This is a genomic window from Paenibacillus sp. FSL R5-0470, from assembly GCF_037975205.1.
Classification (GTDB): Bacteria; Bacillota; Bacilli; order Paenibacillales; family Paenibacillaceae; genus Paenibacillus_AQ.
Genome location: NZ_CP150238.1, coordinates 5,000,528 through 5,023,375, shown reverse-complemented (window position 1 = coordinate 5,023,375; position 22,848 = coordinate 5,000,528). Strand labels below are relative to the sequence as shown.

Annotated in this window: 21 protein-coding genes and 1 riboswitch; of the genes, 16 read left to right on the top strand and 5 right to left on the bottom strand. The window is 44.7% G+C overall.

Annotation, left to right across the window (positions count from 1 at the left end; genetic code table 11):
* The first annotated feature begins 23 nt into the window (after positions 1-23).
* The 3 genes from MKY99_RS22285 (at position 24) to MKY99_RS22275 (ending at position 3,718) form a co-directional block, all read left to right on the top strand.
* A complete protein-coding gene (locus tag MKY99_RS22285; RefSeq protein WP_339266385.1) occupies positions 24-1,952 on the top strand; it encodes a fructose-specific PTS transporter subunit EIIC in 1,929 nt (642 codons plus the stop codon).
* 276 nt (positions 1,953-2,228) lie between these two features.
* Entirely contained in the window at positions 2,229-2,729 is a 501-nt protein-coding gene (locus MKY99_RS22280; protein ID WP_076284669.1) for a Crp/Fnr family transcriptional regulator, read from the top strand.
* Positions 2,730-3,046: 317 nt separating this feature from the next.
* Entirely contained in the window at positions 3,047-3,718 is a 672-nt protein-coding gene (locus tag MKY99_RS22275) for a YitT family protein (protein ID WP_076284668.1), read from the top strand.
* Between the two features lie 257 nt (positions 3,719-3,975).
* Here the strand turns inward: MKY99_RS22275 and MKY99_RS22270 are convergent, their stop codons facing one another.
* Positions 3,976-4,872, bottom strand: a complete 897-nt coding sequence (locus tag MKY99_RS22270; protein ID WP_339266383.1) for a rhodanese-related sulfurtransferase — start codon at positions 4,870-4,872, stop codon at positions 3,976-3,978.
* 484 nt (positions 4,873-5,356) lie between these two features.
* Here MKY99_RS22270 and MKY99_RS22265 point away from each other — a divergent pair, with 484 nt between their 5' ends.
* Positions 5,357-6,151 carry a TIGR00266 family protein gene (locus MKY99_RS22265; protein WP_042190589.1) on the top strand — a complete coding sequence of 265 codons (795 nt, stop codon included), beginning with the start codon at positions 5,357-5,359 and terminating at the stop codon, positions 6,149-6,151.
* 192 nt (positions 6,152-6,343) lie between these two features.
* On the opposite strand, the gene MKY99_RS22260 is transcribed toward MKY99_RS22265, so the two are convergent.
* Entirely contained in the window at positions 6,344-6,604 is a 261-nt protein-coding gene (locus tag MKY99_RS22260) for a hypothetical protein (RefSeq protein WP_339266381.1), read from the bottom strand.
* 447 nt (positions 6,605-7,051) lie between these two features.
* Between MKY99_RS22260 and MKY99_RS22255 the strand changes: the two genes are divergently transcribed.
* The 7 genes from MKY99_RS22255 (at position 7,052) to metE (ending at position 15,998) form a co-directional block, all read left to right on the top strand.
* Positions 7,052-7,753, top strand: a complete 702-nt coding sequence (locus MKY99_RS22255; RefSeq protein WP_149646713.1) for a response regulator transcription factor — start codon at positions 7,052-7,054, stop codon at positions 7,751-7,753.
* Entirely contained in the window at positions 7,750-8,748 is a 999-nt protein-coding gene (locus tag MKY99_RS22250; protein WP_339242934.1) for a sensor histidine kinase, read from the top strand. Before MKY99_RS22255 ends, MKY99_RS22250 begins: the two co-directional genes overlap by 4 nt.
* An 85-nt stretch (positions 8,749-8,833) precedes the next feature.
* Positions 8,834-9,604 (top strand): ABC transporter ATP-binding protein, encoded by a 771-nt coding sequence (locus tag MKY99_RS22245; RefSeq protein ID WP_076300832.1) that lies wholly within the window; start codon positions 8,834-8,836, stop codon positions 9,602-9,604.
* Positions 9,579-11,528, top strand: a complete 1,950-nt coding sequence (locus MKY99_RS22240; RefSeq protein WP_339266377.1) for an FtsX-like permease family protein — start codon at positions 9,579-9,581, stop codon at positions 11,526-11,528. The genes MKY99_RS22245 and MKY99_RS22240 overlap by 26 nt, the downstream gene beginning before the upstream one ends.
* Positions 11,529-11,545: 17 nt before the next feature.
* On the top strand, positions 11,546-12,169 hold the full coding sequence (locus MKY99_RS22235) for a DedA family protein (RefSeq protein WP_042190577.1): 624 nt from the start codon (positions 11,546-11,548) through the stop codon (positions 12,167-12,169).
* Between the two features lie 49 nt (positions 12,170-12,218).
* Positions 12,219-13,079, top strand: coding sequence for an undecaprenyl-diphosphate phosphatase (locus tag MKY99_RS22230; protein ID WP_042190575.1), 861 nt, complete (start codon positions 12,219-12,221; stop codon positions 13,077-13,079).
* A 258-nt stretch (positions 13,080-13,337) separates the two neighbouring features.
* Positions 13,338-13,544, top strand: a riboswitch (cobalamin riboswitch).
* A gap of 153 nt (positions 13,545-13,697) precedes the next feature.
* Positions 13,698-15,998 (top strand): 5-methyltetrahydropteroyltriglutamate--homocysteine S-methyltransferase, encoded by a 2,301-nt coding sequence (gene metE, locus MKY99_RS22225; protein ID WP_339266375.1) that lies wholly within the window; start codon positions 13,698-13,700, stop codon positions 15,996-15,998.
* A 138-nt stretch (positions 15,999-16,136) separates the two neighbouring features.
* Here the strand turns inward: metE and MKY99_RS22220 are convergent, their stop codons facing one another.
* Complete coding sequence (locus MKY99_RS22220) at positions 16,137-16,289, bottom strand: DUF1540 domain-containing protein (RefSeq protein ID WP_076120659.1); 153 nt, start codon at positions 16,287-16,289, stop codon at positions 16,137-16,139.
* Between the two features lie 649 nt (positions 16,290-16,938).
* Between MKY99_RS22220 and MKY99_RS22215 the strand changes: the two genes are divergently transcribed.
* The gene (locus MKY99_RS22215; RefSeq protein WP_339266372.1) at positions 16,939-18,069 is read left to right on the top strand and encodes a DUF4349 domain-containing protein; all 1,131 of its coding nucleotides are present in this window, start codon (positions 16,939-16,941) and stop codon (positions 18,067-18,069) included.
* 120 nt (positions 18,070-18,189) lie between these two features.
* Here the strand turns inward: MKY99_RS22215 and msrB are convergent, their stop codons facing one another.
* Entirely contained in the window at positions 18,190-19,176 is a 987-nt protein-coding gene (gene msrB, locus MKY99_RS22210; protein WP_339266370.1) for a peptide-methionine (R)-S-oxide reductase MsrB, read from the bottom strand.
* Between the two features lie 99 nt (positions 19,177-19,275).
* The gene (locus MKY99_RS22205) at positions 19,276-19,896 is read right to left on the bottom strand and encodes a VTT domain-containing protein (protein ID WP_339266368.1); all 621 of its coding nucleotides are present in this window, start codon (positions 19,894-19,896) and stop codon (positions 19,276-19,278) included.
* 166 nt (positions 19,897-20,062) lie between these two features.
* Here MKY99_RS22205 and MKY99_RS22200 point away from each other — a divergent pair, with 166 nt between their 5' ends.
* The 4 genes from MKY99_RS22200 (at position 20,063) to MKY99_RS22185 (ending at position 22,771) form a co-directional block, all read left to right on the top strand.
* Entirely contained in the window at positions 20,063-20,998 is a 936-nt protein-coding gene (locus MKY99_RS22200; protein WP_076284446.1) for a Gfo/Idh/MocA family oxidoreductase, read from the top strand.
* Between the two features lie 25 nt (positions 20,999-21,023).
* Entirely contained in the window at positions 21,024-21,347 is a 324-nt protein-coding gene (locus tag MKY99_RS22195) for a hypothetical protein (RefSeq protein WP_042190561.1), read from the top strand.
* 124 nt (positions 21,348-21,471) lie between these two features.
* Positions 21,472-21,789 (top strand): helix-turn-helix domain-containing protein, encoded by a 318-nt coding sequence (locus MKY99_RS22190; RefSeq protein WP_042129916.1) that lies wholly within the window; start codon positions 21,472-21,474, stop codon positions 21,787-21,789.
* Between the two features lie 250 nt (positions 21,790-22,039).
* On the top strand, positions 22,040-22,771 hold the full coding sequence (locus MKY99_RS22185) for a hypothetical protein (protein WP_076300835.1): 732 nt from the start codon (positions 22,040-22,042) through the stop codon (positions 22,769-22,771).
* Positions 22,772-22,848: the final 77 nt, after the last annotated feature.

Here is a 22,848-nt window from a genome sequence, read left to right as displayed (position 1 = left end):
AGTACTCAAGGGAGTTGGAAGATATGAGAATTACGGATTTGATGATAAAAGATACAATGATTATGAATTTAAAAGCAACCACTAAAGAAGGTGCAATTGATGAATTGATTGCCAGTCTTGCCGCAAGTGGTCGTATCAATGATCCTGTTCTATTTAAAGAGATGATCCTGAAGCGTGAAGAGCAGTCCAGTACTGGGATTGGTGGCGGTATCGCAATGCCACATGCCAAGACTAAAGCGGTGAATGAAGCGACAGTTGTGTTTGCCAAGAGTGCGACGGGCGTCGAATTCGAATCGCTTGATGATGAGCCGGCTCGGATCTTCTTTATGATTGCCGCCCCAGAAGGAGCGGGTAACATGCATCTTCGAACATTGGCCTCGCTGTCCAGACTGTTGATCGATAGTGAATTCATTGAACAGCTGATGAATACCCGAACTCCAGATGAGGTATCCGCCTTGTTCGATGCGAAGCAGGCGGAAGGAGAAGCCAAGGAGAAAGAGAGCGAAGCTGCTGAAGCTGTCAAGAAGTCAGAACCTGAAAAGCTAATCGTCGGCAACCCGGATTCCCAAGCATTCGTCGTAGCTGTTACTGCTTGTCCTACTGGAATTGCGCATACCTTTATGGCTGAAGATGCGCTCAAGAAGAAGGCTCTGGAAATGGGAGTTAATATCCGTGTAGAGACAAATGGTTCAGAAGGTGCCAAAAATGTCTTAACACCCGACGAGATTCGGCGTGCAAGTGGTGTAATTGTGGCAGCGGATAAACAAGTGGAAATGGCCCGTTTTGATGGTAAGCCAGTACTGCAAAGACCGGTTAGTGACGGTATTCGCAAATCGGAAGAGCTCATTCGCAAAGCAATGAACGGCGATGCACCGATTTACCATAATGAAGGTCGTAGTGGTAATGAAGGAGAGTCGAAAGAGAAATCCGGCAGTATCGGCAGTAAAATATACAAGGACTTGATGAACGGTATCTCTCACATGCTGCCGTTTGTAGTCGGCGGTGGTATTCTGCTGGCGATCTCCTTCCTGATTGAACAAGTCGGTGGAGAGAATCACCCTCTATTTCAGCTGCTGCAGACGATTGGTGGCGGTGATGGTGCCTTCCATTTCCTAATTCCGGTTCTTGCTGGATTTATTGCGATTAGTATTGGTGACCGTCCAGCCCTGATGCCAGGTATGGTTGGCGGTTATATGGCCCTGAATTCCAACGCTGGATTCCTCGGCGGTCTGGCTGCAGGTTTCTTAGCTGGTTATGTTGTTATCGGTCTGCGCAAAGTGTTTGCAGGTCTGCCAAAAACGCTCGACGGATTAAAGCCGATTCTGTTATATCCGGTATTTGGTCTATTGATAACCGGTGGATTGATGTATTACCTGTTCGATCCAATCTTTAGCTGGATGAACGTAGGACTCATTAATTGGCTTAACGATCTTGGAACCGTTAATGCAGTAATTCTGGGTCTCGTTCTCGGTGGAATGATGGCTATTGATATGGGAGGTCCTTTCAATAAAGCGGCCTACACTTTTGCCATCGGGGTATTCACTACCAGTGGAAATACTAACGGATTCATGATGGCGGCTGTAATGGCAGGCGGTATGGTTCCTCCACTTGCAATAGCGCTTGCTACTACTTTCTTTAAGAACAAATTTACAGAATCAGAACGTAAGTCAGGGTTAACAAACTATGTATTGGGCTTATCGTTCATTACAGAAGGGGCGATTCCATTCGCCGCTGCCGATCCACTGCGTGTCCTGACTTCTTGTATCCTAGGTTCAGCCGTAGCAGGTGGCCTCACTCAGTTTTGGAATATCAACGTTCCAGCACCGCATGGTGGGATCTTTGTAGCCGCGCTTTCGAGTCATGCGTTGTTGTTCCTATTGGCCGTTCTGATCGGATCTGTTATTTCCGGATTAATGCTCGGATTATGGAAGAAACCTCTTGAGGCAAAGTAATAAAATAAATAATTTGAACTGCTGGGTGCCAGACGCTTCTTCTGGTGCTCGGCAGTTTTTTTGAAATATAAGAATTTTTATGCTTACGCTAAAAACTATCCTTCTATTTTTCGCAGAAGCGATCCATCGTCCCTAAGAGGAAGCCAAAGGCGTTTCTTCTTACCTAAACTTTGACCACGTATGCCCCTCTACCCTTACGAGAATAATCTCCTTCATTGAGGTTTATTTTTGTATAATTGAAAATATATATAACAAGAGGGCAAAGGAGCGAGCGAGATGATACTGCACAAGGGGGAGGTCTTGTTCCGTCAAGGGGACAGCTGCGAATTCTTATATAAGGTGAAAAGTGGGCTGTTCAAGGTAACAAGGCTTCATGAAAATGGGAACATGGTGTTATTCAACATCTTGTATCCTGGTGAGATGGTTCCCCATCATTCACTCATTTCGCCAAAGGAGGCGCATGGAACAGCGGTTGCGATGATGAAGAGCGAGGTGGAGGCAGTTCCTTCAGCGGAATGGTATCAACAGGTACGGGATGAGCCAGGTCGAGCGATGGAGATCGCTATCCTTCTTCAGGAGAAGGTACGGTTTATGCAGACTCGGCTAGATCACCTTACTGTTGGAACACCCGCAGAACGTATGGAGCTCTTAACCCGTTGGTTCAATGACTACTCTCATGGCGCAGCGCTAACAGAGCTTTTGACACAGGAAGAAATTGGACAATTGATCGGTGTGAGACGCGAAACAGTCAATCGTTTGTTGCGTACCGTGGAGTGATTCCTGCCTATTTTTATAGCGAAGTGTTTAGAGTGGGGGATCTCCGTGGTATAATGTATTCAGAACTTATTAAATTACAGAAAGGATCAGGATACCATGTGTCCCCGAAGGACGATTCCCCAAAGGACGATTTGGAAACGTTATGATCTGTCTTATACTTAGCTTCCCTGTAGAAGGTGCGTGAACCGTTGTTACTCGACGAACCGCCTCTGCGAGGGGAAGGAGTATATATATGCGAAGGAGCAATACCTCCGGTTTTACCCGTCGTAGAGGTTGGTGGGACGTTTAGCCGCCATATACGATAAGGGGAGACCTGTATGAGGAACCACAATTACGGAGTGAATGTACTGCTCCGGTTGACAGTCATTTTGTTTGGAACATTTTTGCTTGCATTTGCTTATTATCACATCAATTTTCAGAACCATTTGTCTGAGGGCGGATTCGTAGGATTATCGCTACTCGGCAAATATGTATTAGGAATTTCACCTTCAATTTCAACTCTGCTTCTAGACGTTCCAGTACTCTTGATTGCATGGATGTTCAAAGGGAAAGCGTTCGTGTGCAACACCTTTGTTTCTGTAGGAGCTTTTACAATCTTTTACGGACTCATGGAACGTTATTCCGGTTTGGTCATCAACTTGCAGAGCAACTTGGCATTAGCAGCTCTTTTGTCTGGCGTACTGACAGGTTTAGGCGCGGGAATTATTCTGCGAAGCGGCGGCGCAAGTGGTGGAGACGATATTTTGTCGCTGCTGATCAGTGAATGGAAGGGAATTAAAGTAGGTACAGTATTCATCATGTTGGACGTAGTCGTTCTGGCATTATCACTCTTCTATATGCCTGTTAGAGAAACGATGTATACGGTGATGGCGGTAGTTGTAGCTGGTTATGTGATCACCTTTACAACCTCTTTAGGTAAACCAAAGTTAGTGAAGGCGCCAAAGATTCAGTCTACGCTGCGTAAGCCACATGATGGTACGGTAATATGAATAAGACTGTATAAACAGCTTATTTCGGGGATATACTATATTTAAGGTCAGCCAGAATTTCTGGTTGACTTTTTTTGTTGTATAAGTGACGTGATTTAAAGGGTTGAAGATCTCAGTGGCGTTGCTTGGACGTTTCGCTCATAACAAAAGGTGGCGTACAGTGAAAATCCTGTACGCCACCTTTTAGTTAATTTAAGACTCTCTTGTGCTCGTCTTTGAATCGTGTAGAGACATTTGCGACCAGCTTGCCCTTTTATTTAGCCCACGGCATTCGTGATAGCTTCGCATTCGTCCGAGCAATGACCACTGTGCTGTGCTTCACAGTCCTCACAGCAAATATGCTGAAGGTGGCAAGCATCGTTGGCGCAGTTGATGTATTGGTCAGCTGGCTGACCGCAGTGATGGCAACGACCAACAATGATATCCTCGTCGGTATGATTAATCTGTACGGAGATCCGCTCATCGAAGACATAACATTTTCCATCGAACAGTTGGCCCTGTACCTCAGGGTCTTTACCATAAGTCACAATGCCGCCATCCAGCTGGTACACCTGCTGGAAGCCTTCCTTCATCATAAACCCGCTTAATTTCTCGCAGCGGATTCCGCCTGTACAGTAGGTTAGGATTGGTTTATCTTTTAGCTCGCTCATATTCTCGCGAATCCAGTCCGGGAATTCTTTGAAGCTGTCTACTTCAGGGCGGATGGAACCACGGAAATGACCAAGATCGAATTCGTAGCCGGTACGACCATCCAGAATTACCACATCATCGCGCTGCATCATTTCATAGAAATCTTTAGGCGCCAGATGCTCTCCGGTGATCACGTTAGGGTCCAGTTCATCCTCGACCCGGAACGTCACGAGTTCCTTTTTATAACGAACGAAGATTTTTTTGAAGGCATGACCTTCAGCCTCATCGATCTTGAAGACGATATCGCTAAACAGCGGATTTGCGCGCAAATCCTTCATGTATTGCTGGGTTTGGGCAATCGTACCGGACAGTGTCCCGTTAATGCCCTCATCTGAGATGAGAATGCGTCCCTTTACGTCAAGCTCTTTGCAGTAAGCCAAATGCTCCTGAGCGAATTGTTCGGCATCAGGCACTTTTACAAATTTATAGTATAGCAGAATTGCATATTCCGATTGTGGTTTCATTCTTTTCACCTTTATCATTAGAATTAGACTACTAAATAAACGTTTAAGTATAAAAAGTATTGTAACATATTATCAAGACTTGAAAAAGATACTCTTGATTCGGTAATGGTTAAAACTTGGCTATTAGTAAAAAAACAGCGCAATCAATGAATATGTCTGAATCATCACACCTATGGGGGAAGTCTGCGAAGTGGCGGCGCGAGTGGATGAGACGATATTCTGTCGCTGCTGATCAGTGGATGTAGGAGTCAAAGTGGGTTCTGTATTCATCCTGTTGGATGTAGTCGTTTTGTCGGCTGAGATAACCTGCATTTTTCGGGGATACTACGATTAAGGTCAGCCAGAATGTTGGTTGACTTTTTTTGCTGGATATAGGCGAATAACATGGATAGTTATGATTGGCGAAACCGTGAATCACAACGCGCGTATTAATTTTCATTCGAAGAGTCACATGGTGACTTTAATAATAAGGAGGAACTGCGGGATGAGTGCTCACGAGATTGATTATGTCATTATGGGCGAGGAAATTCAGTGTGTGGAGGTGCAGCTTGACCCCGGAGAGAGTGTAATTGCCGAAGCTGGAAGCTTCATGATGATGGATCAGGAAATTACGATGGAGACGATCTTTGGTGATGGTAGTGGGGGGACGCGCGGAAGCGGACTGATGGGTAAGCTGATGGGTGCGGGCAAGCGTCTGTTGACAGGGGAAAGCTTGTTCATGACCGTATTCACACATAGCGGTTCTTATGGACGAAAAAGTGTCACCTTTGCTGCCCCATATCCAGGGAAAATCATCCCGCTCGATCTTCAGCAATATGCTGGAAAAGTGATCTGTCAAAAGGATTCATTCCTCTGTGCGGCGAAGGGCGTCTCGATCGGTATTGAATTTCAGCGCAAGCTGGGCACCGGATTTTTTGGTGGAGAAGGCTTTATTATGCAAAAGCTGGAGGGCGACGGTCTTGCATTCGTACACTCTGGCGGCTATGTTATGGAACGCACACTGCAGCCGGGAGAGACGCTCAAGCTGGACACAGGTTGTCTTGTCGCTATGACGTCTTCCGTGGATTATAATATTGAGTTTGTAAAAGGTGTCAAAACCGCGCTATTCGGCGGAGAGGGCCTGTTCTTCGCCACACTGCGCGGACCCGGCAAGGTGTGGGTGCAGTCACTGCCATTCAGCCGTATGGCTGACCGCATTCTGTCCGCAGCTGGTAACAGCGGACGCAAAGAAGAAGGCAGCGTACTTGGGGGACTCGGCAATCTGCTGGATGGCAGATAGGTTTGGGCGAGGTTGATGGGTAGAACATTCGAGGCACAGAATAAGCGGTTTTAGCGAGTGGCTTATTAGGGGGAGACAAGGACAGAAATACCCTTCTTGTGCGTGTTGGCCCGAATAGCGCGAAAGAGGGGCAAAAATGCCCTAGATTTCTGGGAATTGGCCCAAATGGGGCGAAAGAGGGGCAAAAATGCCCTAGATTTGCACGGATTGAGCGAATCCAGCCAAAAGAACGGTATAAATCCCGTAGAATGGGCTGGATTGAGCGAATCCAGCCAAAAGAACGGTATAAATCCCGTAGAAATGGCCGGATCGAGCGAATCCAGCCAAAAGAACGGTATAAATCCCGTAGAAATGGCCGGATCCATTTCTAATTGCTTCAGCAAGACATTGGTTACTTATGTTCGATGTGATATCACTATTCGACGTTTGTATTATCGACTCTGTGATGTCCACCGCTACTGTATCTGCAACTAACTATATAGTGAGACCCGTGAATGATTATGCTCATTCACGGGTCTTTTTTTAGAGGTTGGGCTTGGGATAGTTTAATTCATAACCATCAAATACCTGCTTCGCGTTAGGCATGACGATTTGCCTCACGTTACGCATGATGATCTATCGCACAATCCCCCTAACAATTTGACTAACCCTGTCCGCGATGTATATATTATTTGGCAAAGCCCTTATAAGAGGTTGTTCAAAAAGTCCGCTTTTGATCACGAAGTATTCCAAGAAGATTATTCGACATCGAATATTGAATTCAGGCGAAACTTCCGGTGCTCACGTAGCTTCCACTACGCTCCGCTCCTCAGTTTCTACCTTCATCCAATCTTCTCGGTGCTGAAAACCGTACTTTTTGAACACGTACTATAATGTTAAAGCTGTTACCGGAGGCATGATATGTTCAAAATATTTATTATAGAAGATGACCGTGGACTGGTGGCTCTGCTGCAGGATTATTTACATAAGTTTGGATATGAAACACAGGCTGTGAATGATTTTGAGCGGGTTCGTGCTCAGTTTGAGACGTTCGCTCCGCACCTGGTTCTTTTAGATGTTAATTTGCCAAAATACGATGGGTATTATTGGTGCCGCCAGATTCGTGGGATTTCCACCTGCCCTATCCTTTTTATATCTGCCCGCGATGGCAAAATGGATCAGGTGATGGCGCTGGAGAACGGAGCCGACGATTATATTACGAAGCCCTTTGATTACGAAATTGCGATGGCCAAAATTAAAAGCCAGCTACGACGCGCCTACGGTACCTATGCGGGAAGCAACAATGAGCGTACCCTAACCGTTGCCGGAATGGCACTGGATGTGGAGCGACTAGTCCTTACCCGAGGAGAAGCCAAAGTGGATTTAAGTCACACGGAAGCCAAGATACTAGATGAGCTGATGCAAAAGTCGGGAACTATCGTTACCCGCGACAGACTGCTCGAAAAAATCTGGGATGATCAAGCCTTTGTGGATGAGAATACGCTTAATGTCTATGTCACCCGTGTACGTAAAAAGCTTGCCGCTCTTGAGATTACGGACGGTCTACAAACCGTTCGAGGTCAAGGCTACCGCTTGATTCCGAATTGGGGGGATGAGGATTGAAGCTATTTTTAAGGGAGCAGATCCCTTTAATTGTTGTCTATCTAGCACAGCTCATCTTGATCACACTAGTATATCGGCTGGATGGGGGCAGTGGTGTGAGTGTTAGTCTGTACGCTGCTCTTCTCAGCACTTGTCTGCTGCTTGGCTACCTCGCTTATCGGTATATCAGCAATCGTACGTTCTATGAACGTCTGGAGACTGTACCCACCTCTCTAGATGAAGCTGGCGGTCCATCACAGGATTCTCCGCTTGCCGTGAGTTTACGAGGACTACTAGGGTCACAATTCCGCCTCTACAAAAATGATTTACACAGCTACCGCCACAAGCTGGAGGAACATATTCACTTTATTAATCAGTGGGTGCATGGGATGAAGACGCCATTGTCTGTCATCCATTTGATGATTCAAGATAAAGACGGACCGCCTTTTACGGCGATAGGTGATGAATTGGATCGTCTGAAAAAAGGACTGGACACTGTACTTTATACGGCTCGGCTAGATACTTTTGAGCATGATTTTTACGTGGAACGTTTGGATTTGGAAACCCTCGTACGTAGCGTGACCTCAGAGCAGAAGCGTCTGTTCATACGTAACCGTATATTTCCTACTATTAAAATAGATGAACGAATCGCCGTAACCACAGATGAGAAATGGCTAAGCTTTGTGCTTACGCAAATTATTACGAATGCAATACGTTATACGACGGAAGTCGGCAAACATGTATATTTCCATGGGTACATACAAGAAGAAAAGAGAGCAGTACTGGAGATACGAGATGAAGGAGTTGGCATCCCAGCAGGTGATCTACCGCGTGTGTTTGATCCTTATTTTACAGGTGTGAATGGACGAATATTTCAAGAATCCACGGGGATGGGTCTATATCTTGTGAAACAGATCTGCGGAAAACTTGGTCACGAGGTGAGCATTTGCTCAGAAGAAGGTAAGGGCACAACCGTACGGATAGTGTTTAGGGAGTCCTACCTTACAAAAATGTAAGGTCATTGTAAGTTAGAGAAATGGCAGCCTGTGTATACACTTTGTATAATGAAGGCAATCCAGTCGAAAGAAGGAGAGGTAACACTTGCCCATTCTAGATGTTCATAATTTATCAAAAATATATGAGGGTAAAGTGTCCACTCAGGCATTGAATCATATCCGTTTTTCTGTTGAAAAAGGGGAGTTTGTTGGCATAATGGGACCTTCGGGGAGTGGGAAAACAACACTGCTCAACACGATCGCCACCATCGATCAGCCGACCTCCGGTCAGATTCTGATCAACGGCCGAGATCCCAATCTGCTTAGCAGAAAAGAAAAGGCACTCTTTCGCCGCCATGAGCTTGGTTTCGTCTTTCAGCATTTCAATCTGCTGGATACGCTCACTGTAGAGGAGAACATTGTGCTGCCTCTCACGCTTGCTGGTGTCCGTGTAACGGAAATGGAGAGCAGATTGAAAGAAGTAGCAAGTATGCTGGACATTGAGCATCTGCTGCAAAAAAGGACATATGAGATTTCAGGTGGACAGATGCAGCGGACCGCCATCGCCCGGGCGATGATTCATCGTCCTTCATTGATTTTAGCAGATGAGCCTACAGGGAATCTGGATTCCAAAGCTTCAGGTGAAGTCATGAATATGCTGACAGAGGTGAATCAGGAAGAAGGGGCAACCGTGCTGATGGTCACACATGACGCAGTGGCCGCGAGCTTTTGTAACCGAGTCATCTTTATTAAAGACGGACGTTTCTATAGTGAAATGTACAGGGGGAGCAGCCGAGGCGCCTTCTTCCAAAGTATCATTGATATGTTGTCTCTGCTTGGGGGAACTAGCCATGACCTTTCGGCAATTCGCTTATAGGAATGTTACACGTAACAAGCGTAAATATGCGGCTTATTTTGTCGTCAGTGCTTTTTCAGTGATGATCTTTTTTGTGTGCGCATTGTTTATTTACCATCCGGATATTTCTAAGAGCTTGGTTTATAGTACAGCTGCTCATACAATGATGGCGGCAGAAGCCATTATTTATGTGTTTTGCTCGTTGTTCGTTCTTGTATCGGTCGGATCATTCCTGCAGTCACGTAAGATGGAGTTTGGGATTTTATTGATGCATGGAATGACGAAGCGACAGCTGAACATGATGGTATTTTTGGAAAATATGATGATCGGCACCTCTGCCATCCTGACAGGTACTTTACTTGGGTTAATTCTAGGTAAGTTGTTTTTGATGATCGGATCTACTTTTCTAGGGATACCTCTTTTAACGTTTCATCTTCCATGGCAGGCGCTTGTACTAACGATATGTAGCTTTGCGCTGTTATTTATTCTAATCTCGCTAAGCACGTTCTTCTTTATTGGGAATGAATCACTGATGCGGCTGTTTCAGGGAGAACGAAAAGCAGAAGAGGAACCTAAAGTTTCCTTGGTGTTATCTATACTGTCTGCTTTATTGCTGTTAACGGGCTATTTTATGGCAGCTACAGCACAAGCGGCTTCGGTTGAAAAGGTGATGTTCCCCGTCGTTATAATTACGGTTGCGGGTACCTATCTCTTTTATACTCAGCTCAGTATTTACACTGTTAAACTACTTAAGACGATCCGGCGCCTGTATTGGAACCACACGAATATCATTACTTTATCGGGTTTGTCTTACCGCTGGAAAGAGAATGCCCGAATGTTCTTTATGGTGACGATTGTATCCGCAGTATCTTTTACTTCAGTGGGAGTATTCGCATCGATCCATACGCTTTCCAGAGAGTTGAAATTGGACTATCCCGCAGCAGTTGGTTATGTAGCCAAAGGCAATCAATTGCAGGATCCTTTTGATCAGCATTTGGACGAAATTAAGGAAGAGCTTACAACGCTCGGTTTACCCTATGAGACACTTAGTATTCCGATTAAATACGCAGAGGTGGAATCTCAGACCGGGCCAGATCGCACGTTAAGGCTTCCCTTGATTGCTTACAGTGATTATAAGCTTGCTCTGCTTCGTGCAGGGTTTACGACGGATGAGCAGCCTCTAAGTAGAGATGAAGGACTGGTGATGATCGGTTCGCAACGAGACCGGAGTCTGCAAGCGGGTAGAGTAAAGCCGGTATACAGCCTGAAGCAAGGTCTTTCCATTCGAGAAATGGGCTATACCCAGCATGTTCCGATTGCCGAATATCTATTGCCGGAGCTGGATGGAAGGGATGGGGGAGATTTCAGTGGTGTTGTGATTAGCGATGAGCTTTACAAGGCCATTCATCCCGTACAGACCGATTTGTATACAGGATTTTACATGGATGATTTCCCGCGAACAGTAGGTATAGCGGCGGATCTTGCTCATAAAGGGAAACGGTCCTATGAAAGTAACTCGCCATACGCGATTGTTGTTAGCGGCACGCTGTTTGAAATACAAAGAACATTGTACAACACGATGCTATTCGCTTCTTTACTGGTGGGCACTGTCTTTTTCATTGCAGCAGGCAGCTTCCTTTACTTCCGGCTGTATACAGATCTAGATCATGATCGCCATCAATATTCTACATTGTCCAAAATGGGACTTACAGATCAAGAGCTAAACCGAATTGTAACGATACAATTGTCGTTGTTGTTTTTTGTTCCGGTTGGGGTAGCCATTTTGCATAGTGTGTTTGCATTTATTGCGCTTCAGCGGTTGTTTTACTTATCTATTGCTGTGGAGACCGGGGCAGTGTTATTGGGATATTTGGCTGTCCAGGGACTTTACTTCTTTTTTATTCGCAGCCGTTATTTACGCAACTTGAAGAAGAACTTGATCTGAATAATGGGGGTTACGAAATGCAAGCATGGATTACAGATTTTATGGAGCAGTTTGGTTACTTTGGTATTTTCCTGATGCTCGCTTTTGAGAATATATTTCCACCGATTCCTTCCGAAGTGATCCTTCCTTTTGGCGGATTCATGACAACCACAACGAATTTGACCATTCCTGGTGTAATTATTGCTGCTACGCTTGGCTCACTGCTGGGTGCAGTAATTCTCTATTATATCGGTCGTTTGTTGGATGTAAATCGATTGGAAAAGATCGTTGAACGCTGGGGCGGCCTACTCCGGATTAGCAAAAAGGACATCCACAAGGCTGACGCTTGGTTTGACAAATATGGCTATTGGACCGTATTATTTTGTCGGATGGTTCCACTAGTGCGTAGTTTGATTTCGATCCCTGCAGGGATGTCGGGCATGAAATTTGGAGTGTTTATGATCTTCACAACGATTGGTACGCTGGGATGGAATCTATTGCTGGTGCTTATTGGTGCGGCATTGGGTGAGTCATGGGAAGACATCGCCATGTATATGGATATGTACTCCAACGTAGTGTACGTGCTTCTTGCAGGTGGAGTAGTGATCCTTGGGTATTTGTTCTTCCGCAAGCGCAGCCGGAAAATGAATACCGAAGGTTGAGCCGAGAAGGACTTATAGATAAAAGTTATGATTAAAAGGAGGAGAACAAATGGAGCTATTAACGATTATTAAAGCTATTATTTTGGGAATTGTTGAAGGATTGACTGAATTTGCTCCGGTATCCTCCACAGGTCATATGATTATTGTTGATGATATGTGGTTAAAATCGACAGAGTTATTTGGGCAATATACGGCCAATACGTTCAAAGTGGTTATACAGCTGGGGTCAATATTAGCAGTTGTAGTTATTTTTAGAAATAGGTTCATTGAATTGCTGGGCTTAAAGCGCTTCAGCCGCAAGCAGTTGGATCCTGTAACCGAGCAACAACCACAGCTTGAAAAAGGCGGCCACCTGAAGCTTACACAGGTGCTTGTAGGTTTAGTGCCAGCAGGCGTGCTGGGGGTTCTGTTTAATGATTATATTGACGAGCATTTATTCTCTACATCCACCGTGTTAATCGGTCTAGTAGTCGGTGCTGTATTAATGATTATTGCGGATCTATTCGGACCAAAGAAGATTCAAACGGAGAGTGTCGATCAGATTACATATAAGCAGGCGCTAGGTGTTGGTCTGGTCCAGTGCTTCTCCTTGTGGCCGGGATTTTCTCGTTCCGGGTCGACGATTTCTGGTGGTGTTCTTCTGGGTATGAGTCATCGCGCTGCTGCTGATTTCACGTTTATTATGGCTGTTCCAATCATGGCAGGCGCCAGTTTACTCTCACTGATGAAGAACTGGCAATATTTCACCATCGATGCCCTGCCGTTCTTCATTGCAGGCTTTATCAGTGCCTTTGTATTTGCACTATTATCGATGCGTTTCTTCTTGAAATTGATCAACCGGATTAAGCTTTTACCATTTGCTATATATCGCATAGTACTTGCTGCAGTAGTATATTTCGTGTTTTTCTAAATCCGTTATAAGGAATCGATATAACAAAAGCCCCCGTAATCTATTGCAGATGACGGGGGCTTTCACGTATGATGACATCAGATTTAAGACACTCACTTTATCCTTATAATTCTCGCATAAACGCTTAAGGTCTGTATAAGGCCACCGAAAGCGTTTCAGCTTATGGATGATAAGAAAGTATAAGTATCACGAAATCCTTTCTTATCATTCTCGCATAAACGCCTACCGTCCGTATAAGGACACTGAAGGCGTTTTAGCTTGACAATATCGGAGACAGGTGCTTGCCGGAAATTAGTAATTCGGTAGGCTTAATAGGGAAATTCGGTTTGAAGCCGATGCGGTCCCGCCACTGTAACGGAAGAGTCCATAGCAACATATGTCACTGGCAATTTACTACTGCTGGGAAGACTGCTAAGGATGCTGACACCGCTAGCCAGGAGACCTGCCTGTTTCAACAGCACTGCTTCACCTACGGAGGATAGGAAGGTGTTAGACGTTAACCATAGGTATATTATGGGCGTCTTTCCCTTTGACTTTTTTAGGGAAGGGCGCTCTTTTTTAAAGGAATGCAAGTGATATCGAGTCCAAAATAAGAAGATGGAGAAGGGGAGCTGCAAAGTGACGAACAAAGTAAAAGTAAGCAATCTTGGCTATCCAAGAATCGGAAAAAACCGCGAGTGGAAGAAAACGTTGGAAGCCTTCTGGGCGGGAAAAATAAATGAGGAAGCGTTCCGTACTGAAATGACAGGAATTCAGCTTCAGCATTTGAAGACTCAGCAGGAGGCAGGAATTGATTTAATTCCGGTAAATGATTTTACGTTCTACGATCATGTGCTAGATACAGCTGTAATGTTCGGGATCGTACCTCCACGTTATGCGTATGATGGTGGCGATATTGGGCTTGATCTTTATTTTGCGATGGCTAGAGGAAATGCTGAGGCTACTGCTTGCGAGATGACTAAATGGTTCAATACGAACTATCATTACATCGTTCCAGAGATCGGTGCACAAACGCCGCGTCTGACCGAGAATAAACCACTGGCTGCTTATCGTTTTGCCAAGTCCCAAGCGGGAATTGAGGGTAAACCTGTGGTTTTAGGCCTTTATACATTCCTTAAGTTGTCAAAAGGTTTTGCATCTGCGGATATTGCGAAGATTGCTGCTCGGTTTCTTCCGGTTTACGTTCAGCTGTTGCAGGAACTGAAGCAAGAAGGAGTAAGCTGGGTACAAATTGATGAACCAGCGATTGTTACAGGAATAAATGAATCAGAATTATCCTTACTTCACTCGATTTACACAGAAATTGCTGAATCCGTGCCTGGATTAAATATTATTCTGCAGACTTACTTTGAAGCTGCTGAACCGCTGGAGGCGCTGTTCAAACTTCCGGTACAAGGTTTAGGTCTTGATTTTGTCCATGATGGCGGGACGAACCTGGCATCGATTGAACGTCTTGGCTGGCCTGAGGATAAGTGGCTGGGAGCGGGTATTATTGACGGACGCAACATCTGGCGCTCAGATCTGGATGCTAAGCTGCAGCTAATCGAGAAGCTGAGTGTACATGTATCACTTGATCGTCTTATTATACAGCCTTCTTGCAGTTTGCTGCATGTTCCGGTTACTGTTCAGGGTGAGGTGAAGCTGAAGGCCACCGTTAAGGCTGCTTTAGCTTTTGCCGATGAGAAGCTTAGAGAGCTTGGCCTGCTTGCCGCAGCCTTAGAGGGTACAGCAGAAGCTGCTGCTGCGTTGACGGCCAGTCGTGAAGCCCTTACTGCCTTCCGTGCACTTCCTGAACGCGGTCGTAAGGATGTGGCCGAGCAAGTTCTCGGACTTACAGATTTACCAGACCAACGTAGCCTACCTTTTGCTGAACGCCTGAAGGTGCAGCAGGAGAAGTGGCAGCTGCCACTTCTGCCAACGACAACAATCGGAAGCTTTCCACAGACCGTAGAAGTGCGCCAGGCAAGGTTGAAATGGCGTAAAGGCGTATGGAATCAAGAGCGTTACGACGGGTTCGTTCGTGAGCAGATTGCAGATGCAATCACTTTCCAAGAAAAGCTGGGTCTGGATGTACTCGTGCATGGTGAGTTCGAAAGAACCGATATGGTGGAGTTTTTCGGGGAGAAGTTGGATGGTTACTTATTTACTAGTAATGGCTGGGTTCAATCCTACGGATCACGCTGCGTTAAGCCACCAGTTATTTATGCGGATATAGCTTTTATCCAGCCTATGACTGTAAAAGAAAGCGTCTATGCTCAGTCGTTAACTTCCCTTCCTGTTAAAGGTATGTTGACTGGTCCTGTTACGATTCTCAATTGGTCTTTCGTACGTGATGATCTTAGTCGGGAAGCAGTAGCGAATCAAATTGCCTTAGCGCTCCGTCATGAAGTTAAAGCATTGGAGGATGCAGGCATAGAGATGATTCAAGTAGATGAACCGGCTATCCGTGAAGGACTTCCTTTGAAGGCTGAAGATCATGAGGCATACTTGAATTGGGCGGTGAAGTCGTTCCGTATCGCGACGAATCATGTGAAGGCTACGACACAAATTCATACCCACATGTGCTATAGCGAATTTAATGACATGATAGACTCCATTTCAGCGATGGATGCGGATGTTATCTCTATTGAGACTTCACGTAGCCATGGGGAACTGATCGTTAGCTTTGAGGAGCAGGCGTATGATAAAGGAATTGGTCTTGGTGTATATGATATCCATAGTCCACGGGTTCCTGCAGTAGAAGAGATGACAGCTAATATTGATCGTGCGCTGCGGGTGCTTGATCCTGAACAGTTCTGGATTAATCCGGATTGCGGTCTTAAGACACGTGGCTGGCAGGAGACAGAAGATGCACTTCGTAACATGGTAAAGGCTGCCGCTATTGCAAGAGAAAATGCAGGAGTTAGTGCTTCCAAATAACATAAGAAGTATACAATAAATCATAGCCGGGGAATTTCTCCCTGGCTTTTTATTTCAGCCACTTGATAATAATTCTCATTCTTGATAGAATGAGAAAAGAAAAGAAGGAACCGTGGAGGGTCCCTTCAAATCATCACCTTATTTGCTTTCGAAAGTCTTGCAATCTGTTTCTTCTGCACGTGTAGGTTCTTGGGAGCTGTGGAAAGCTACAAAGATAGAATCAGCACTGCATTTGTTCTCTTCTGCCCAGTGGGTGCAGGAGTTAACTTCGCAAATTACGTCTTTTGCCATGAGGGTTCACCTCCCCTTTTAGTAATAGACAGCATTATTAAAAAACTTCTCTGTTCAACAAGGTGGAGCTTGTCCGAACAGAACCGTGTTCTGCCCTCATTCATTATGAATAGAGGGTTTTTGGTATTTTTTTACGTGTTTAGACGTGGTAATTGTACCAAATAAAGTGCGTGTAAGCAAATGAGTTATTCGAATGGTTATGGTGTCCCATATGTCACTAGAAGTGGTTTGACTAGAAGAATCTCTCAGCCTGTATACAACAGTGCTTCTGTAAATTCGTTGTTAAACATTAGCTTTTCAGTATCTCAAGGCTATATTGCGAATACAAGCTTTAGTGTAACCGCAAAACAAACAGTGGCAAGCTTATTAAGCGGTTTTATGCCATTAAACAAAGCACTTCTAACCCAGGTCGATTTTTGCTCGAAAAATAATAGCTTAAACTAAAAGAGTTGCAGAAATGCGACTCTTTTTTTATTTAGAGAGCATAATTCAAAAGAAACTGTTCACAATTCCATTTTTCAGTGCAACCTTCCAAGTTTTGGAACGTCTTAGTAAAGAGTGACGGAAGAGATCTGCTTAGAACAAGACATTCCGTAACGATATTATGATCCGTGCAAGCGGTATCTATTACATTTTTGGAGGAATGAGAATGCGCAAATGGGGTCTGCATTACTTATGTTTATTAATTCTTACGGTAGTCTTGGCGGGTTGTGGCTCAGCGGATAGAAATTCAGCGGCAGATAGTTTGGCAAAAGAAAATGGTAGTACGAGTAACGACGCAGCAGTAGAGGTACAATCGCAAAGCTCGATGGCCTCAACAGCGGATCAAAGCACTTCGGCAGCTCCTGAGGCAGAAGCAACTGGCAGCGAGAATATGGCTGTAAAGGGCTCCACATCAGAAAATACAGATCAAGCAAGTGCAGGATTTACTGGTAGCGATGTAGTAGCGGGCTTGAACAAGAAGCTGATCTATAAAGCGAATCTTAACATGGAAGTAGAAGACTATGGAAAAGCACAGACTGAAATACGTAATTTAGTAACCATGGCCAATGGATATATTATTGAGTTTAATGAAAATATGTCGCAGTACGAGCAAGGTGGGACGTTTATCCTTAAGGTGCCTGCCTCCGGATTCTCACCTTTTCTGAATAAATTAGAACAAGTAAAACACGAATCTCTACAGCGCAGCATTCAAGGTCAGGATGTCTCAGAAGAGTATGTTGATCTGGAGTCACGTTTGAAGGCAAAACAGCTAATGGAAGCACAATATACAGAGTTTATGAAAAAAGCGACGAAATCCACTGATCTGGTCGCCTTCGCGAACGAGCTTGGTTCGATTCAAGAAAGCATTGAGCAGATTAAAGGTAGAATGCGTTATATCAATCAGAATGTATCCTTTTCTACGGTAGAATTGAGAGTGTATCAGACGGATGAAAGCATTGCTGTCAAAGAGAAGAAGGAGCAAGGGCCGTTACTGGAACGTGCTTCAGATGCTCTTAAAGGAAGCTTAAATGCACTATCTGTGATGTTTCAGTGGATTGTCGTTATCCTTGCAGGAGCGTTACCGATACTTATCGGGGCTGCCATTATTTTAGCAATTGTATTAGTTTCCCGTAAAAATATTCGCGAGCGTCGGGAGCAGCAGACCGAGAGAATTCGTCAGCGAAATAAGGAGCTGAACAGAGAGCAAGCCATCCCTGCGGCAACAGAGCCTAAGGAGGCAGTTTCAGAGGATAATTCGAAGGCTAGTAAGGACTCAGAGGACTCAAAGAAAGAATAGCCCTACAAGCATAAGAATAATGTATAAGTGAAACTTATACTTTCTTATATTTTAAGAGAAAAAAACGGTTGTCATCCTAAAAGGACGACAACCGTTTTTTTATGTGCTGAGGATTGATGTTTAGGCAGGCTGGAAGAGTATGCGATACTCCCCGTATCCTTCCTTCTCCAAATCCTCTTTTGGTACAAATCGTAGCGCCGCCGAATTTATGCAGTAGCGTAATCCGTTTTCTCCGGGACCATCGTCAAAGACATGGCCTAGATGGGAATCCGCTACTTTGCTGCGAACTTCTGTCCGAACCATCAAATGGCTGAGATCCGTCTTTTCCTTCACAGCGTAGTCCCGGATCGGACGAGTGAAGCTTGGCCAGCCGCAACCGGAATCGTATTTATCCTGCGAGCTGAATAACGGTTCGCCAGATACGATGTCTACATAAATACCATCTCCATGGTGATCCCAAAAATCATTCCGGAAAGGAGATTCTGTTGCACTGTTCTGAGTGACTTCATATTGAAGAGGGGTTAAACGTTCTTTCAAACTTTGTTTGTCCTCTTTATGTGTCCAGTGGGTTTCGATAAAATCCTCTCGGCCAGAACCTTTGCGATAACGTTTGTAGTGGCCTGGATTCATATGATGGTAACCTTGATGATATTCTTCGGCAGGATAGAAGGTGGCTGCCGGGAGAATCGGGGTTACGATCGGACTAGAGAACCGACCGCTTGCTTGCAGAGCTGCCTTGGAAGCTTCTGCTTGTTCTTTTTGTTCCTCCGAATGGGTAAAGATTGCTGTTCCGTAAGAAGTCCCGCGATCATGGAATTGTCCACCTGCGTCGGTAGGGTCAATTTGCTGCCAGAACAGCTCAAGTAACTTACTATAAGGGAAAATATCTGGGTTGAACGTTATTTGTACAGCTTCAACATGTCCTGTCGTTTCAGAACAAACCTCTTCATAGGTTGGATTCACTGTATGACCGCCGGTATAGCCAGAGACGACACTAATGATACCTGGCAATTCTTCGAACGGCGAGACCATGCACCAGAAGCATCCACCTGCAAAGGTTGCTTTTTCTGTCTTGGTATTTATATGGTTAGTCTGATGTTCACTCATTGATATCCCTCCATTCACATAATGCAATTAAATAGATCACAATTTAATTATAAAGCAAATACTAACTGCCTGCCAGTTTGTAACCGATAAGTTCTTTCGCTATCGGTTATTCTTCGCTTCTTGAGAGCGCGGACGCAAGCTCAGTCCAGCGATAATTAGCACAGCGATATAGGCGATGATGGCAATAATCGCACTTACAGGGTCCTGGAACAGATGATCCCCGAGGAAAGCGTATAATGCAATCCCCGGTATTTTTCCTATGCCAGAAGCTGCAATATAGCTCCAAAAAGGCAGACCAGCTGCTCCAGCGTAGATGTTAACAGCTGTTTGGGGAATGATAGGCACGAGTCGTGCTAGGACAATCGAAGCGAAAGGTCGCCGCTCAATGCCTACTGTGAACTTTTCGAGTGCGGGAATGGAGGCTAAATAAGCTCTCGCTTGGCTTTGAAACAAGTACTTCACAACGCCAAAAAGGATTGCGGCAGCCAAATTTGTAGCTAGCCAGCAAATCAAGGCACCCGCTAAACTTCCGTATGCATAACCGAAGAATCCGATGACAGCTTTATAAGGAACAACTGGAAACAAAGCAAGTAAAGTTGCGATCCCTATAGAACTGAAAAGATTAGGATCCTCTTTCATCCAGCTTAGGATGTCATATCTGTAGATAAACGCAAGGATTGTACCCGAAACATAAAGAATAATCGAGAACCATTTCTTCATAGATAATATGCCCCTTCTTCCACTCATTCATCTCATCATACGGGATAAAGAATAAATATTGAAGTAAAGATCAATTGTCAGAGAATGAGAAGCAGGTATAATAGCATTTGTAGAGAACAAAGAGAAAAGAACGAGTTATTGAAGTGTATAAGAGGGGGAAAGATCAGTGATTGTACCTGAACGTAAAAGAGTCGCCATAATAGGAATCGGCAATATAGCCCGCAAAGTATATTTACCACTGCTCTCTCAGCATGATTATGCCGAGGTAGTTGGTGTTCTTAGTCATTCACCGACAACGGTAGAGCAGGCCGTTCATACCTACCGTTTTCCTAAAGGGACGACTAATCTGGAAGAGCTGCTATCTTGGGATCTGGATGCAGTATTTGTACATAGCCCAACAACTACTCATTATGATATAGTAACAAAATGTCTCGAACGTGGGATTTCGGTATATGTAGATAAACCACTTTCCTATGATCTAGAAGAGTCCAGAAGGATGGCAGAGCTAGCACAAGATAAGGGGCTTTTGCTAGGAGTGGGCTTTAATCGCCGTTTTGCCCCAATGTATGTCACCGCCAAGCAATGGCTTGAAGAAGTTGGCGGAATTAGCCATTGCAGTGCGATTAAACATCGAACGAAGCTACAGACAAGCACCAGCCGCGAAACCGTGCATGATGATCTTATCCATATGCTTGATTTGCTGTTGTGGTTGTGTGGAGATCAGTATGAACTGCTTCGTAGTCATCTTCACTCTAGTGGTGAAGGTCGTCTGCTGCAGGCATCTGGAATGCTAGGCTGGAAAGATAGTGCAGTTGGGATGTACAGTATGGTTCGTGAAGCTGGTGTGGATTTGGAGAAGCTTGAGCTGCACGGAAATGGCAGATCGGTGGAAGTAGTGGATCTAGAAAAAGCCATTCTTTTTGAAAAAGATACCTTACCGCATATTCAAGGCTTTGGAAGCTGGGATACTGTACTCGATAGAAGAGGTTTTAGTGGAGTAGTGAATAATTTTCTTAGCAACATAAATACACCGGAGCTATGCAGCATTGCTGCTTCAGCGGTACTGCCTAGTCATATGCTGGCGGCACAGCTTGCTGAATGAGGTCTCTGAGAAAGGAGAAGAATATATGGAGGATAACCGTAAATTAGTGGAGGAACAGATCATCGAAAGCTATAAGCGCGAAGAAGAGATGATGATTCTTGTATTCGCTCAGTGGTGTGTAAATAATGGACTCGATCCACATGCTCTATACTTGCAGGCTTATCCGCAGCAGGAAGGGAATGAAGCCTTGCGTCAGGCACTTGCCCTCACGGTTTCCGCGGAGGAAGCGGGGGACATTTCTGATGACACCGTTTTGGGTGTGCTTTCGCTTTTTGGAAATGATGACTTGGCACAAATCGTAACTGAAGCGATTGCTCTAAGGGGATCTAAAGGACCAATGGGGGATTGACATTGGGGATATAATAATAGAGTCAGATGAACTTTTTTCGGTAAACGATGTTCATCATGGTTAAAATGTGTTAATATTATATATACTAACTAATAGTAAGTTTCGCTAGTGAGAGGTGAGAACAATGGAAGAACATCAATTTGCGATGTGTCCCAGATTTGAAACAGCCTTCTCTTTCTTAGGCAAACGTTGGAATGGACTTATTATTCAGACATTGATGAGTGGACCGAAGCGTTTTAAAGATATCTCCGGCCTCATTCCTTCAATGAGCGATAAGATGCTGTCCGAGCGGATGAAGGATTTGGAAGGTGAGGGTATCCTGGTTAGGCATGTATACCCAGAAACACCCGTACGTATTGAGTACGAATTAACAGACAAAGGCCGTGCATTGCAGCCTGTTATGCAGCAGATTCAGTCTTGGGCTGAGAGCTGGGTAGACTAAAATTCACAGTGATGTTGTGGCCCTTTTTCCGGAATGGTGGAAAAGGGGCTTTTCAATTTCTAAATATTAAACAGTGACAGTTTTGTTCCAATCCTTTATGCTTGAAAAAAACTTGCACAGTTTAAAAATAATTGTAATATAATAGAAAAACATTGTATGATCCTTGAATGGAAACGCTCGCGTATTGGTTTTTGCTCAAATCTACTCAGCTGGAGTACAGGCATAGCAAAACTATTAGGAGGCGAGGGAGATGAAGACGAAGACGACCCTGTTTTCCCGGGAAATAACGTATGGAAAAAAGGATGTTGCTGAGCTAGAGAACGCTTCTATCAAAGTACAGCTCATCTATGACAAGACGTTGTTCATGCTGCATAGCCATCTTCCTGATTCCTTATGGGATGCGTGGATTGGCGTGCCTTACAGCATTATCTCTTCACTCTACAAAGGAAACAATGATAGTGGGACTATTTTTCAAAAATGGATTCAAAGTCCGACAGGTTGGAAGTGTATTGGTTGTGAACGGCACTGTCTGGAGTCCACGGAACCTCCACAAGATGTAAATGCGGCGAATCATGGGCGACAATATAAGTTTCATAACGGCATTCGCCAGAGTATGGTACTTCAAGCCTTAATTTGGTCCATGTACGAGAATACCGTATTATTCAAACCCTTTTTAGGCGACGAGCCTTTTTTTGACGATGATGATTTGCATACGATATCCTCTTATTTCGTTCCAACTTATCTTAATGAGTTCCACCTTATTGAGCGGTCTAAGCCATGTAAAGAATACAAAGATCAGAATATACGAGTCTTTCAGGAATGGATTTCCGCACCTGATCTTGTCCTTAAATGGAATGGTGGCTTGACGGAAGGCAGATGGATGACCGGTGTTTATATGGATCACTCCCGTTTTGCCGGATTGGGACCTTATTTGAAGGATTCAAAGGGACAGCGGACGTATATGCAGGCTTATGTGCAATAAATTGAGTTGAAAAAGCACCTTTGTAGGCAAAGGTGCTTTTTTGCGTTTACGTTGCATGTACAACAATCTCCAATTTC

Coding starts and splice junctions, on each gene's coding strand:
- msrB (WP_339266370.1), bottom strand. CDS start 19,176: ATGAGTGAACATCAGACTAACCATATAAATACCAAGACAGAAAAAGCA.
- MKY99_RS22235 (WP_042190577.1), top strand. CDS start 11,546: ATGCAAGCATGGATTACAGATTTTATGGAGCAGTTTGGTTACTTTGGT.
- MKY99_RS22240 (WP_339266377.1), top strand. CDS start 9,579: ATGACCTTTCGGCAATTCGCTTATAGGAATGTTACACGTAACAAGCGT.
- MKY99_RS22230 (WP_042190575.1), top strand. CDS start 12,219: ATGGAGCTATTAACGATTATTAAAGCTATTATTTTGGGAATTGTTGAA.
- MKY99_RS22185 (WP_076300835.1), top strand. CDS start 22,040: ATGAAGACGAAGACGACCCTGTTTTCCCGGGAAATAACGTATGGAAAA.
- MKY99_RS22280 (WP_076284669.1), top strand. CDS start 2,229: ATGATACTGCACAAGGGGGAGGTCTTGTTCCGTCAAGGGGACAGCTGC.
- MKY99_RS22190 (WP_042129916.1), top strand. CDS start 21,472: ATGGAAGAACATCAATTTGCGATGTGTCCCAGATTTGAAACAGCCTTC.
- MKY99_RS22220 (WP_076120659.1), bottom strand. CDS start 16,289: ATGGCAAAAGACGTAATTTGCGAAGTTAACTCCTGCACCCACTGGGCA.
- MKY99_RS22205 (WP_339266368.1), bottom strand. CDS start 19,896: ATGAAGAAATGGTTCTCGATTATTCTTTATGTTTCGGGTACAATCCTT.
- MKY99_RS22275 (WP_076284668.1), top strand. CDS start 3,047: ATGAGGAACCACAATTACGGAGTGAATGTACTGCTCCGGTTGACAGTC.
- MKY99_RS22285 (WP_339266385.1), top strand. CDS start 24: ATGAGAATTACGGATTTGATGATAAAAGATACAATGATTATGAATTTA.
- MKY99_RS22265 (WP_042190589.1), top strand. CDS start 5,357: ATGAGTGCTCACGAGATTGATTATGTCATTATGGGCGAGGAAATTCAG.
- MKY99_RS22195 (WP_042190561.1), top strand. CDS start 21,024: ATGGAGGATAACCGTAAATTAGTGGAGGAACAGATCATCGAAAGCTAT.
- MKY99_RS22270 (WP_339266383.1), bottom strand. CDS start 4,872: ATGAAACCACAATCGGAATATGCAATTCTGCTATACTATAAATTTGTA.
- MKY99_RS22255 (WP_149646713.1), top strand. CDS start 7,052: ATGTTCAAAATATTTATTATAGAAGATGACCGTGGACTGGTGGCTCTG.
- MKY99_RS22215 (WP_339266372.1), top strand. CDS start 16,939: ATGCGCAAATGGGGTCTGCATTACTTATGTTTATTAATTCTTACGGTA.